Genomic DNA, 11,773 nt, shown 5'->3' on the forward strand with positions numbered 1-11,773 from the left:
TGGCATTGCATAATAGAGGGATGAATTAGGGTTGGTTTTGATGCAATGCCCAGACTGTCAATCTACTCATATCCGTAAAAACGGCAAGAGAAGGGGTAAGCAAAATTACATTTGTGTTAGTTGTCGCCGTCAGTTTATCGAGCGCTACACTATGGCTCAAGGATACAGTGACGACATCAAGCAGCAATGCTTACGGATGTATGTCAATGGCATGGGCTTTCGAGGGATTGAACGAGTGACAGGTGTTCACCATACGACTGTCATCTACTGGGTCAAACAGGTTGGAGAACACCTGCCTGATGCGTATGATCCTGAAGTGGTTCCACAAGTCGGTGAACTTGATGAACTGGAAACCTTTATCGGGGCTAAAAAAACAAAATCTGGCTGTGGACAGCGGTAGACCACTTTAGAGCAGGCATTTTAGGTTGGGTGTTAGGTGACCATAGTGCAAAGACGTTTGCACCGTTGTGGGCAATCGTTGGAGCATGGCAATGTTATTTCTATGTCACTGATGGTTGGAGTGTTTATCCAGGATTTATTCCATTGGGAGATCAGATTGTGAGCAAAACCTACATGACACGAGTCGAAGGTGAGAATACACGTTTGCGGCACTATCTAGCACGATTACATCGCAAAACATTGTGTTATTCCAAATCCCAAGAAATGCTGAGACATTCAATCCGCTTGTTACTTCACTACTTGAGATTTGGAGATGTCCCGATTCCTGCTTGATTCCTCCCACTATTCAGCAACGCCCGATAGCTTGCGCTGACTTGTCAGTTCGCGCTTTGTATTGGCGAGGATGCAATTTACTGGGTTTGCTCTGTTCGCTGCACACGCGGTACCGGAGATGAACAGGGACCATCTTGGGTATGATGAAATTACCATACCCAGGAGTCATACTGATGCAGAAAGTTACAATCTCTTTAGAAGATGACATCCTGCGATTTGTCGATCGGCAGGCAAAAGGCAACCGCAGCGCCTATATTAACGATTTGCTGGCAGAACACCGCCGCCGTATTTTGGAGGCACAAATGATTACCGCCCTCCAACAGGATGCTAATGATCCAGAGTACCAAGCTGAAATTGCAGTTTGGGATAGTGTAGCTGGGGATGGCATTAATGCCAGCGAGTAATTTAACTTATCGGCGGGGAGAAATCCGTTGCGTAACACTCGATCCAACAGTAGGGGCTGAGGCGCAAAAAACCCGCGCTTGGTTGATTGTGCAAAATGACATTATGAACCAGTATGGACTTCTGACAATTGTGATGCCGTTTCGACCGGGAAAGAAAGAAGCGCCCTACGTTGTAAATGTCAAAGCAACACCCTCCAATGGATTAGACCAAGACCGTTTTATTGATGTCGGGCAAATTCGTGCTGTCGATCATCGTCGCGTTTTGGGTTTGGTGGGTGTGCTAGAGGAAGAATACTGGGAACAGATTCGCTTTAGCTTAAATGTTGTTTTGGGGTTTGCGATCTAAAAGTGCCGGGGAATTAAAATCACGCGATCGCACTTGTTGCGTTTGGAAGGATGCGATCGCGTTTATCATTTACTCGGCTTGCTGAATTGGATCGCCTATTGGTGGATGCCGCCCGATTGCTCGATCGGCGGCACGAATATTTATAACCCATTCGCGATTTAATCCTAATGCAACGACTGTAGCCCTACCAGTGGGTGTTATACCAACGATTGAGAGTACATCAGCAGACCAAATGAAATGCTCCTTCCAGATATCTTGCCTGGGGTTAAACAGTAGAACTTGTGCATCAAACTGAGGATCTATCGCTGTTATTTTATCGGCTTTTCTCCGATTGCAATGAAAACAAGCTAAAGCCAAGTTTTCGATAGTATCCGCTCCGCCTTGAGCAATTGGAACTACATGATCTACTGTGAATTGCACGTATTGCCATTGTTCTGATGCGTGGCAATATTCGCACAAACTACTGGCTCGCTGACGTACCTGCTGCCGAACAACTTCGCTTATTTTACGATGAGAAGGCAACTTTATAAATGTCCTTGATTTTGAGCTAGAAAAAGATTCCGAACAGTGCGATTAAGAAAACTCAGATAATCATCAATTTCTTCGTAGCTATCAAGTTCTTGTTCTTCTGCTTTACTAAGAGGGGAATCTTTTTGTTTAGACAATAACTCTTCTATTCGAGTTTGCACAAAACTAGAAGCCCGAAAAATGGGTACTCCTTCTTCCAGTTCGATTCGGACAGCACCTTCTACTGGCAGGCTATTTGGTAGGCTACGAATTTGTGGAGGAAGAGGTATTGTCATTTAGATTTAAAAACACTTTGATGGTTTGATTATAGCTAGCAGTAAGCTTTGTTAATTGGAGGCGAGGCTGAGAGATGTGATCTCGCTTTGTGTTGGAGAGGATGCGAGCGTGCTTTGGGATGCGAGGTGGAAAAGTGCGATCGCTTTTAAAAGCTGAGTTCAATCGAGCTAATTTAGCTCATCATCAAACTTTGTAGCTTCCTCCTCGTTCCATAGCTCTTTGCACAGGCTTATCGCTTGCCTCCTGAGCAATTTTTTCCCAATTTGCCTGTTCTAACACCACATCCAATACATCCGAGAGGTTGCATCGCTGCTCGTATGCGATTCGCCTCAGAATCTCGTGGTGTTCGGGCTGTACATATACAGGCTTTCTTTGTGTCTGTGCCATTTGCCCTATCTTAAGTAAATAGTTTTGCTTTCTAGTGTACCCTAGCTAATTAGCCATGTTGACAATTAGCTAATTAGCTATTTTAATAAATACCAGACTGTTCACCATGCCTGACTATGTATAAGCAGCTAGATTTATTTGAAATGCCCTATACCGAGGGAAAGATTCAAGCACCAACTACAACTACAACGACTGTGATAGAGCTATTTGCAGGGGCTGGTGGTTTAGCACTTGGATTAGAAAAAGCCGGACTAAAAGCCAAAGCTCTAATTGAGATTGACAAAGATGCTGTGGCGACGCTTCGACATAATCGCCCTGAGTGGAATGTAATTCATGCTGATGTCTCTAAAGTGTCTTTTGAGGGCATAAGTGCAGATGTTGTAACAGGCGGTTTTCCTTGTCAAGCCTTCAGCTATGCAGGTAAAGGTTTAGGTTTTGAAGATACCCGTGGTACTTTATTTCACGAGTTTGCCCGCTGTGTTAAAACAGTACAACCTAAGCTTTTTTTGGCTGAAAATGTAAGAGGTTTAATTAGTCATCAAAAAGGTGAAACTCTTAAAACAGTATTATCTGTTCTTGGCTCTCTTGGTTATAACGTTCAGTATCGTTTGCTAAATGCAGTAAATTATGACGTTCCCCAGAAGCGAGAAAGAGTAATTATTGTTGGGACTCGTTCAGATATTCGCTTTCAGTACCCTGCTCCTTCTGCCAAGATACTTACTTTAAGAGATGCGCTGAAAGATGTCCCACTTTCTGAGGGAATGAAATATAGCCCTAAAAGAGCTAAAGTAATGGAGTTAGTTCCACCTGGAGGATGCTGGCGAGATTTGCCAGAAGATATTCAGAAAAGCTACATGATGAAAAGCTATTATCTCACAGGTGGACGTACTGGCATGGCACGTCGAATTTCTTGGGATGAGCCGAGTCTAACTCTTACAACTTCACCCTCACAAAAGCAAACAGAACGCTGTCATCCAGACGAAACTAGACCTTTTACAGTTAGAGAGTACGCCAGAATTCAAACGTTTCCCGATGATTGGGGATTCATAGGTGGTACAGGCTCTAAGTATCAGCAAATTGGAAATGCAGTTCCGGTAAACTTCGCTTATCACCTGGGACGATCGATAATTAACGCTTTATCAAGTACATCAAATTAATTTATACTTCAATAAGCTTTATCAAATAGGCTTCTAAAACTTGTTTTTTGTTGTTCACTAAGCTTATCCAATCCTGAAACGTCACTTATTACATCAGGCAATATATCAAAAAGCATACTTAATGCTTTTGGTTCACCCGTTGCCAAATCGTAAAAGGCTTGACCGCTTATCTGTCTAATATTTTCATTGTTTGGTCTTATCGTGCCAGTAGTTCTATCCGAAGGAGTAAAAGGTTTATTGTAGGGGTTCCTACCGGGAGGAATAATCTCTACATAGTAGGCTGTAAAACTTTGATAATTTGGTTGGTTTAAGTGAACCAATAAATAATCGTATATTCCGACTTTATCACTTCCTTTAACTGTATTATACTTATTTTTAATCTCAGCGAAAATTAGACGTTCATTGTTACATATATCCAATCCTTGAGGAAGTATTTGCCAGCCGGGAAGACTACCTAATATATGTTGATGAAATAAACCTATTTGATTTTGTACGGTTTTTTGAATTTGTCTAGCTCTTTCCCGTAGCAGCCACTCCTCTAGTGTCAAGCCTTGAACTGCACCATCAAAAATTGCTGAGAAGGGATCTATAACATTTCTATACATTGCGTTCTCTGCTTCTGCTTGAGTTCTAAGAATACAGTCAAAAACTGCTTTGACGGCAGTTCTAAGAGCCTCATCAGAAATGTAGGGAAGATAGGTCATAAATAGTTGCTCAATAGATTTGCAATTAGTACGTTTAGAGCCATCGACCCCCACTGTCTATCTAACCACGGCTGATGACGTATCTCTTCAAGAGAGATACATCTTCCGATTTGTGTGAGACTGCGCTATTGCCTCTGTATCACAAGCGATCGCTCCCACTTATCCTTTCCCTCAAAATCCGCATTATGGCAGACGTGGGAAAACAGACACTTGGGTAAAATCAGACAACTTAAGTGCCGAAAATAGGGAAATATGGCAAATCTGACACAAGAAAAGTGTATTGCCTGTCATAAAGATGCGCCGCGCGTTACTGAGGCGGATATCGCAGAACTCAAACCAGAGATTCCAGATTGGAACATTGTGGAAGAGGAGGGAGAATCGCGGCTCAAGCGCACCTACAAGTTTGCAGATTTTCAGACGGCGTTAGCTTTCACTAATAAAGTCGGCGAAGCGGCGGAAGCGGAAGGGCATCACCCGGCGTTGCTGACGGAGTGGGGGAAGGTGACGGTGAGCTGGTGGACTCACGCAATTTCTGGTTTGCACCGGAACGACTTTATAATGGCGGCAAAGACGGATCGGATTGCGCCGGAATTTACTCAAAAGTAAGCTGCTGGAACGTTTGGAGCCTAGGCAAACAGTCGGGCATCCTGAGCTGGTCGTACTGAAAAGAAGACTTGAGGATGAGTGAGACGGAGTTAGAAGCGGCACAGCGAGACGCTGAGGCATCAACAACAGCGCTAGCTGTTAGCATTAGCGAAGCGGCTGAGCAGGAAGTAGCGGCACGAAGTGCAGCAGAGGCACATCGGCGCTTTGTCGAGTTAGTGCAAGGACTAGATGCGATTGTCTGGGAAATGGACGCCGTGACGTGGAAATTCACGTTTGTTAGCGATCGCGCTCAAGATATTCTCGGCTATCCGATCGGTCAGTGGTTAGATGAGCCGACGTTTTGGCAGGATTGCTTGCTGCATCCGGAAGACCGCGACTGGTGCGTTAATTTTTGCGTGAGTGCAACCAATCAAGCAAAAGACCACGAATTTCAGTATCGCGCGATCGCATCGGATGGTCGCGTCGTCTGGCTCAAAGATGTGGTGCGCGTGGTCTGCGATGAACAAGGTTGCCCCAAGTTGCTGCGCGGCGTGATGGTCGATATCACCAAGGAGAAGGAAGCTGAGGAAAAAACTCAGCTTCTATTGCGCGAACAGGCAGCACGAATCGAGGTGGAAACGGTGCAAGAAGCACTCCGCAAGAGTGAAGAACGCTACCGTTCGCTTGTGGAAGCCACAGCTCAAATTATCTGGGACACCAAAGCTGAGGGAGAATTTGTCACTCCACAGCCGGGTTGGAGTGCGTTTACCGGGCAATCCTACGAACAGCTAAAAGGCTGGGGGTGGCTCAATGCCGTTCACCCAGATGACCAAGCACATACCGTGCAAGAGTGGTCGAATGCGGTTGCCAATGGCACCCTTTACCAAATCGAGCATCGTCTGCGGCGTTCCGACGGTATTTATAAATATATGAGCGTGCGCGCCGTCCCCGTATTTGAAGCGGACGGCAGCATTCGGGAATGGATTGGCGTTCACACCGATATTAGCGATCGCAAAAGTGCCGAGGAAGCCCTGAAACAGAGCGAACACCGCTATGCCCAGATTCTCGATTCCGTGCAGGATATGGTGTTTTGTAAGGCTCCTGGCTCAGTTGTCGTGTACGCCAACAAAGCTGCCTGCGAATATTATGGAATGACCCTTGAGCAGCTGCACGGCATCACGGATGTCCCCTACAATCAACTCGATTACACTCAGCAGTACCTGCAAGACGATCTGCAAGTCTTCACAACAGGTCAGCCAATCGAAGTTCTAGAAGAGCCGAATGTCCGCGCTGACGGCGAAACTCGCTTCTTTCACACGATTAAATCCCCAATTTTCGATACCAATGGCAACGTTGTTGAGATTGTAGGGGTTTCTCGCAACATCAGCGAACGCAAGCAAGAGCGGGAGATTCGCGATCGCGCTTTAGCCGAAGCCCAAGCAGCCCGTGCTGAACTACAGCGAGTCTTCATGCAAGCACCGGCGGCAATTGCCATCACCCGTGGCTCGAACCATGTCACGGAAACAGTGAACCCACTGTATATGCAGATTGTGGAAAAGCGGGATATCGTTGGTAAACCCGTGCGCGAGGCGTTCTGGGACTTGCAAGGGCAAGGCTTTTTCGAGTTGTTAGACCAGGTTTATACCAGTGGCGAACCTTTTGTCGGCAACGAGATGCGGGCGATGTTCGACCGCAACAGCGATGGCATTCTAGAAGAGAGTTTTTGGAATTTCGTCTACCAACCCTTAGTAGATGCCAATGGTAAAGTCAACGGCATTATGACCCACGCGGTTGAAGTGACCGAACAAGTGCGATCGCGTCAGGAAATTGAGAAGAAGGCGGAAGAACTGGTTCAAATGACCCAAGCACTAGAGCGCAGTAACCGGGATTTAGACCAATTTGCTTACATTGCATCTCATGACTTGAAAGCACCTTTAAGAGCGATCGCTACGCTTTCAGAATGGATTGAGGAAGACCTCGCAGATAAACTGACTGAAGACTCCCGCGAACATCTGAATTTATTGCGGGGACGAGTTCATCGCATGGAAGCTTTAATTAACGGCATTCTGCAATATTCGCGGGCGGGTAGGGTACAACAACAGATAGAGGCGGTGAATGTGTCCTCCTTGCTATCGGAAGTCATCGAACTGCTCGATCCACCGCCGGAAGTGGCGATTGTTGTAGAGTCTATGCCAACGTTGCAAACCGAACGGGTGCCACTACAGCAGGTGTTTATGAACTTGATCGGCAACGCCATCAAGTACGCAAATCGCTCGGATATGTGTATTCAGGTTAGTGTTCGGGAACTGGGAACATACTACGAGTTCTCAGTCGCTGATAATGGGCAAGGAATCGAACCCAAATACCATCAGAAGATTTGGGGCATCTTCCAAAGACTGGAAGCGAGGGACAAAGTTGAAGGAACAGGCATCGGTCTATCGGTGGTTAAGAAAATTGTCGAAAGTCGCGGTGGACGGGTGTGGGTGGAGTCTGCAGCAGGCGCTGGAGCAACGTTCCGATTCACTTGGAGCTAATTGAAAGCCATCACATAAGCTTCTCGGCGGACGGTATTCGTAATCGTAGCGATCGCTTGATTTTGAGCGGTACTCAGATCCGCACCCCGACTGACAAAAAACTGAGTCAACTGTTCCAGTCGCTGCTGCGTTGCCGGCGTTGCTTCCGAACTGCATCAGGTTCCGCCACTGGTTTCCTCCAGGTTAAATTGAAGGATTACCAACCAATATAGCCATTTGAATTCATTCATAAACTTTTCTTTTTTCTTTCTTTCTTCCCTTCTTACTTCGCGCCTTTGCGGTTCAATCACACTCTTTTTATGATCGCTAGGGAAGAATGCCAATTTTCGTATAAATAGGGCGAACCAAGCGTCTTATGCCAGGAAGCTGTTTTGTAAATAGGAAAGAACCGAGAATACAAAAGATTCCCCCCATCATTAACGTATTGGGCGCACCGATTTGACTTGCTAAAGAACCCGCAAATAAATTTCCTAAGGGAACGACGCCAAAAAAAGCCATCGTGTAGATGCTCATTACCCTGCCACGCTTATCATCCTCAACAATCGTTTGGAGAACTGTATTACTAGAGGTGAATTGCAAAGTAAAACTCAAGCCAACTACTAACATCATTAGTAAAGAAAGTCCCAGCACGCGAGACAAAGAAAAACCAATCAATCCCATCCCCATGAAAGCCGGAGAATAAGCAATCAATCTGCCTAAGCCTAAAACATTTTTCCGCGTACTTAAATGAACTGCACCAATTAACGCTCCTACTCCCGCCGCCGCCATCAGAAAGCCCAGAGTTTCAGCGTTTCCATGAAGAATTTGCGTGGCAAATATTGGTGTGAGAACGGTATATTGCATTCCCATAAAACTAACTAACGCTAGCAGCAAGATGATAGAACGAATTGGTGGAAAGCCAAAGGTATACACAAATCCTTCTTTCAATCTTTGCCAAGGATGAGCGTGAGAGACTGCTATTTTACTGGGCTTTACCTTCATTGCTAATAAAGCGGCAATGACGGCAATATAGCTGAGACCATCAATTAAAAAACAGTAACCTGCTCCAACTGAGGCAACAAGCAACCCTCCAATGGCAGGACCAATCAATCGCGCCCCATTAAACATGGAAGAATTCAGCGCGATCGCATTCGCTAAATCATCTTTTCGTTCGATAATTTCTGGTACGAAAGCTTGACGAGTGGGGGCATCAAAGGCGTTAATGATTCCTTGAAATATACTCAAAACAATTAGATGCCAGACTTGGGCGATTCCGGTTAGCGCTACAAAAGCTAGCGCTAAGGACTGGAGCATGGCGAGGCTTTGAGTAATGACTAAGAGCCGATGACGAGAGACTCGATCGACTACAACCCCACCAAATGGAGTCAGTATAAAACTGGGAAATTGTCCTGCAAATCCAACTATACCCAGTAATAAGGCTGAATTCGTGAGACTATAAACTAGCCAAATCGTGGCGATTTGCGTCATCCAAGTTCCAACGAGCGAAAGCCCCTGACCGGCGAAAAATAACTGATAGTTTCTCGATCTCAATGCCGGTAAAACTGGCATGAACTTGATGGCGTTTTTTTTCATAAATCTTGAAATTCAGGGGTTGCTTGTAAGTAGTTCTGATTGCCTATCTACTGTCTGTTGGGCTGTTGCTACTAGACCAACACGCTCCTCTAGAGAGGCATCTGTCCTTGGTTCAGTTTGTTGTGATCACTTTTTACCTGCTCGGCAAAGTATTTAATAAGCGGTCATTCCGTATATGTAATATTTGTGAAATTTTTGGTAAACAGCATTTACTTCGTATACGTAATATTTTTAAATAAATCCTTAATGCCCTGCTTCACTCAGCCGGATGAAGATTGCCACTATCTTCTACAAGCCTTAAGAGAGATTCGCGATCGCTTGATCTACCAATTGAGAAAAATGTTCGCGTTCAGCCATCGGAATCCCTTTCATCGCCTGTTCCCGAATTTCTAGCGCGATTGGCGGTAGGACTTCTTGTAGTTGCTTGCCTGCTTCCGTCAACCAAATGCGCCAAATCCGGCGATCGCGAAGGTCACGTTCCCGACGAATCAGCCCCCGTTCTTCCATCCGATCTAGCACCCCGGTGATCGTGCCTCCGACTTGCTGTAGTTTTTCCCCAATACTGCAAGTGGCTAAGCCGTCTTCTTCCCACAAACAGCACAATACAACCCAGTGAAAGGGAGTCAGTCCCAAAGGCTCCAGCCGTTCCTGAAACTTGCGGCTAAACACCTGGGAGAGCAGTTTGATCCGGTAGCCCAAACTATAGGGTGCCATTACTTCGTGCCATTGCTCAAAAGGCTTGCTCTCAGCAGATGTAGAAGACATTGGTTAATTATTTAGCGTGCGTAATATTAATTTAGCTTTGTTTCTCGGTTGCTGGCAAGGGAAACCCCGCCAGGATTTGAAAGAGGGTTTTTTAACGCAAAGAACGCCAAGGGGGCGCAGAGGGATGCCAAGTTAAAGTGAACAGCCGTCACGCTCAAGAGTGTGGCTTTAGCCTACGGGCATATCTTTACAGTTCGTAATTTTTCTAAACTGGTGATGTAAAGATAGCTTCAATTTTAGGTGATGATGCTGCGACCGAATCAACGCACTAAGTTAGATGATACCGATGATAAGGAGTTTTACTCCTATCCGCGCTTTGTGACCCACGTAGACGAAGGGTTTATTCAACAACTGACGGATCTATACCGCGATCGCTTGAAGCCGAATACCCGCATCTTGGACATGATGAGTAGCTGGGTTTCCCATCTACCAGAGGAGATGAAATTTGCTCACATCGAAGGACACGGACTGAACGAAGAGGAACTGGCGAAAAATCCCCGCTTCGATCGTTATTTTGTTCAAGATATCAACAAAAATCCGAAGCTACCCCTACCGAATGAAGATTTCGACGCCGTTCTCAACTGCGTCTCGGTGCAGTATCTGCAATATCCGGATGCTGTATTTGCGGAAATTTACCGCATCCTCAAGCCGGGTGGAATCGCAATTATCAGCTTTTCCAACCGGATGTTCTATCAAAAAGCGATCGCTGCGTGGCGGGATAGTTCCGAAGCTAGCCGGGTTGAGCTAGTGAAAAGCTACTTCACCTCAATCCCCGGATTTAGCTCCCCAGAAGTCATTACTCACCAATCCTCCGCCCCGAAGTTCCTACAGTGGATGGGTGCCAGTGGGGGAGATCCTTTCTACGCTGTCATTGCTCACCGCTCTTAAGCGGCAGAATCTCCTCCCCCTTTCTCCACAGGGATTCCGAGGCACCCAATCCCTCCGCTTGATTGGCGCTACACTTCACTTCTCTGTCCCCCTGAAAAAGGGGTTTGGGGAATTCTGATGTAAAATCTCGCGCAAGTAGAATGTAGGGAGAAGAAGAATTGGGGTTGAGACTTGTCACAGCTTAAGTGAGTGAACCGCTTGAGAATCGCTTAAGTTTCTCCATAGCTAGATGCCAAAAATGTGAAGATGGTGATAAAAATGAAACCTCAAGCTATCAGGAGGCGGTAATGATTTTTCAAAATGGGCGGAGAATTTTCGCAGCGATGTTGCTCTCGATGTTGCTGCTAGTAACTTCTTGTGCAACCCAAACTCCCTCTCGTTATGACCAAGCGCAAAAGGAAAGCACTCAGAGGAATGCTCCTCCAGCAGTTGCTAAACAGGCTGAACAGGGAAGCAGCTTTAATAAATTCTTTCCAAAAAGTAGCAGTGGCTTCCAAACTGTACCAGCTCAAGAGAAAAAAGGCTTTGCTGAGTATAAGTTGAAAAAAGACGGCAAGGATGTTGCCGTACTGTCTATTTCTGATACCACTAGCACCCCCACAGCCGCAGCAAAATTTAAGAGCAGCAGTAAAACAATCGCTGGCTATCCAGCGGTGAATCAGGGGAATAATGGCACTGCTGTTTTAGTAGGCGATCGCTACCAAGTCAAAATTCAATCCCGCGATGCTTCCTTTACTCAGAGCGATCGCGAAGCTTGGCTGCAAAAATTCAATCTCAATGGTCTGTCTCGACTAAAGTAAGTAGTCCTGAGGAATCAGTCATGAGTCATTCGTTTGCAATTTATGACTTATGACTGATTACTGCTGACTACTGATGAATGACGACTGAAAAAACA

At 45.8% G+C, this 11,773-nt stretch carries 14 protein-coding genes and 1 pseudogene; 8 read left to right on the forward strand and 7 right to left on the reverse strand.

Annotated features, from left to right (window positions below; all coding sequences use genetic code 11):
* Nucleotides 1-40: 40 nt before the first annotated feature.
* The 3 genes from NDA06_RS01940 (at nt 41) to NDA06_RS01950 (ending at nt 1,482) form a co-directional block, all read left to right on the forward strand.
* Nucleotides 41-732, forward strand: a protein-coding gene (locus tag NDA06_RS01940; RefSeq protein WP_348251671.1) for an IS1 family transposase whose coding sequence is annotated in 2 segments (ribosomal slippage) — nt 41-371 and nt 371-732 — 693 coding nt in all. Because the reading frame shifts where the segments join, the coding sequence is not laid out codon by codon here.
* Nucleotides 733-905: 173 nt separating this feature from the next.
* Nucleotides 906-1,136: a CopG family transcriptional regulator gene (locus NDA06_RS01945; protein ID WP_190984655.1), complete on the forward strand. Its 231-nt coding sequence runs from the start codon at nt 906-908 to the stop codon at nt 1,134-1,136.
* The gene (locus tag NDA06_RS01950) at nt 1,123-1,482 is read left to right on the forward strand and encodes a type II toxin-antitoxin system PemK/MazF family toxin (RefSeq protein WP_190984656.1); all 360 of its coding nucleotides are present in this window, start codon (nt 1,123-1,125) and stop codon (nt 1,480-1,482) included. The genes NDA06_RS01945 and NDA06_RS01950 overlap by 14 nt, the downstream gene beginning before the upstream one ends.
* Before the next feature lie 69 nt (nt 1,483-1,551).
* On the opposite strand, the gene NDA06_RS01955 is transcribed toward NDA06_RS01950, so the two are convergent.
* From NDA06_RS01955 to NDA06_RS01965, 3 genes are all read right to left on the reverse strand, one after another.
* Nucleotides 1,552-2,004: an HNH endonuclease signature motif containing protein gene (locus NDA06_RS01955; RefSeq protein ID WP_190984657.1), complete on the reverse strand. Its 453-nt coding sequence runs from the start codon at nt 2,002-2,004 to the stop codon at nt 1,552-1,554.
* 2 nt (nt 2,005-2,006) lie between these two features.
* Nucleotides 2,007-2,285, reverse strand: a complete 279-nt coding sequence (locus NDA06_RS01960; protein WP_190984658.1) for a hypothetical protein — start codon at nt 2,283-2,285, stop codon at nt 2,007-2,009.
* Nucleotides 2,286-2,469: 184 nt separating this feature from the next.
* Nucleotides 2,470-2,673 carry a hypothetical protein gene (locus NDA06_RS01965; RefSeq protein WP_190984659.1) on the reverse strand — a complete coding sequence of 68 codons (204 nt, stop codon included), beginning with the start codon at nt 2,671-2,673 and terminating at the stop codon, nt 2,470-2,472.
* 116 nt (nt 2,674-2,789) lie between these two features.
* On the opposite strand from NDA06_RS01965, the gene NDA06_RS01970 reads away from it, so the two are divergent.
* Nucleotides 2,790-3,830, forward strand: a complete 1,041-nt coding sequence (locus tag NDA06_RS01970) for a DNA cytosine methyltransferase (protein ID WP_190984660.1) — start codon at nt 2,790-2,792, stop codon at nt 3,828-3,830.
* A gap of 8 nt (nt 3,831-3,838) precedes the next feature.
* Here the strand turns inward: NDA06_RS01970 and NDA06_RS01975 are convergent, their stop codons facing one another.
* Nucleotides 3,839-4,534, reverse strand: coding sequence for an Eco47II family restriction endonuclease (locus NDA06_RS01975; RefSeq protein ID WP_190984661.1), 696 nt, complete (start codon nt 4,532-4,534; stop codon nt 3,839-3,841).
* A gap of 252 nt (nt 4,535-4,786) precedes the next feature.
* Between NDA06_RS01975 and NDA06_RS01980 the strand changes: the two genes are divergently transcribed.
* Together NDA06_RS01980 and NDA06_RS01985 are read left to right on the forward strand one after the other, a co-directional pair.
* Nucleotides 4,787-5,140: a 4a-hydroxytetrahydrobiopterin dehydratase gene (locus NDA06_RS01980; RefSeq protein WP_190415292.1), complete on the forward strand. Its 354-nt coding sequence runs from the start codon at nt 4,787-4,789 to the stop codon at nt 5,138-5,140.
* Between the two features lie 74 nt (nt 5,141-5,214).
* Nucleotides 5,215-7,653 (forward strand): PAS domain-containing sensor histidine kinase, encoded by a 2,439-nt coding sequence (locus NDA06_RS01985; protein ID WP_190984662.1) that lies wholly within the window; start codon nt 5,215-5,217, stop codon nt 7,651-7,653.
* On the opposite strand, the pseudogene NDA06_RS01990 reads toward NDA06_RS01985, so the two are convergent.
* From NDA06_RS01990 to NDA06_RS02000, 3 genes and pseudogenes are all read right to left on the reverse strand, one after another.
* Nucleotides 7,653-7,790 (reverse strand): annotated as a pseudogene (locus NDA06_RS01990) (EmrB/QacA family drug resistance transporter); the annotation flags it as partial. The gene NDA06_RS01985 and the pseudogene NDA06_RS01990 sit on opposite strands and share 1 nt — an antisense overlap.
* Before the next feature lie 169 nt (nt 7,791-7,959).
* Nucleotides 7,960-9,225, reverse strand: coding sequence for an MFS transporter (locus NDA06_RS01995; RefSeq protein ID WP_190984663.1), 1,266 nt, complete (start codon nt 9,223-9,225; stop codon nt 7,960-7,962).
* A 297-nt stretch (nt 9,226-9,522) separates the two neighbouring features.
* Nucleotides 9,523-9,990, reverse strand: a complete 468-nt coding sequence (locus NDA06_RS02000) for a MarR family transcriptional regulator (RefSeq protein ID WP_190415287.1) — start codon at nt 9,988-9,990, stop codon at nt 9,523-9,525.
* Between the two features lie 243 nt (nt 9,991-10,233).
* Between NDA06_RS02000 and NDA06_RS02005 the strand changes: the two genes are divergently transcribed.
* A complete protein-coding gene (locus NDA06_RS02005; RefSeq protein ID WP_190525622.1) occupies nt 10,234-10,878 on the forward strand; it encodes a class I SAM-dependent methyltransferase in 645 nt (214 codons plus the stop codon).
* Nucleotides 10,879-11,165: 287 nt separating this feature from the next.
* A complete protein-coding gene (locus NDA06_RS02010; protein WP_190441150.1) occupies nt 11,166-11,678 on the forward strand; it encodes a hypothetical protein in 513 nt (170 codons plus the stop codon).
* Nucleotides 11,679-11,773 lie beyond the last annotated feature (95 nt).

Origin of the sequence: Trichocoleus sp. ST-U1 (assembly GCF_039961835.1) — a bacterium.
Classification (GTDB): domain Bacteria; phylum Cyanobacteriota; class Cyanobacteriia; order Cyanobacteriales; family FACHB-T130; genus FACHB-T130.

What these genes read in the sequence shown, in the direction of transcription:
- NDA06_RS01945 (WP_190984655.1), top strand. Translation starts at nt 906, where the DNA reads ATGCAGAAAGTTACAATCTCTTTAGAAGATGACATCCTGCGATTTGTC.
- NDA06_RS01950 (WP_190984656.1), top strand. Translation starts at nt 1,123, where the DNA reads ATGCCAGCGAGTAATTTAACTTATCGGCGGGGAGAAATCCGTTGCGTA.
- NDA06_RS01960 (WP_190984658.1), bottom strand. Translation starts at nt 2,285, where the DNA reads ATGACAATACCTCTTCCTCCACAAATTCGTAGCCTACCAAATAGCCTG.
- NDA06_RS01965 (WP_190984659.1), bottom strand. Translation starts at nt 2,673, where the DNA reads ATGGCACAGACACAAAGAAAGCCTGTATATGTACAGCCCGAACACCAC.
- NDA06_RS01970 (WP_190984660.1), top strand. Translation starts at nt 2,790, where the DNA reads ATGTATAAGCAGCTAGATTTATTTGAAATGCCCTATACCGAGGGAAAG.
- NDA06_RS01975 (WP_190984661.1), bottom strand. Translation starts at nt 4,534, where the DNA reads ATGACCTATCTTCCCTACATTTCTGATGAGGCTCTTAGAACTGCCGTC.
- NDA06_RS01980 (WP_190415292.1), top strand. Translation starts at nt 4,787, where the DNA reads ATGGCAAATCTGACACAAGAAAAGTGTATTGCCTGTCATAAAGATGCG.
- NDA06_RS01985 (WP_190984662.1), top strand. Translation starts at nt 5,215, where the DNA reads ATGAGTGAGACGGAGTTAGAAGCGGCACAGCGAGACGCTGAGGCATCA.
- NDA06_RS01995 (WP_190984663.1), bottom strand. Translation starts at nt 9,225, where the DNA reads ATGAAAAAAAACGCCATCAAGTTCATGCCAGTTTTACCGGCATTGAGA.
- NDA06_RS02000 (WP_190415287.1), bottom strand. Translation starts at nt 9,990, where the DNA reads ATGTCTTCTACATCTGCTGAGAGCAAGCCTTTTGAGCAATGGCACGAA.
- NDA06_RS02005 (WP_190525622.1), top strand. Translation starts at nt 10,234, where the DNA reads ATGATGCTGCGACCGAATCAACGCACTAAGTTAGATGATACCGATGAT.
- NDA06_RS02010 (WP_190441150.1), top strand. Translation starts at nt 11,166, where the DNA reads ATGATTTTTCAAAATGGGCGGAGAATTTTCGCAGCGATGTTGCTCTCG.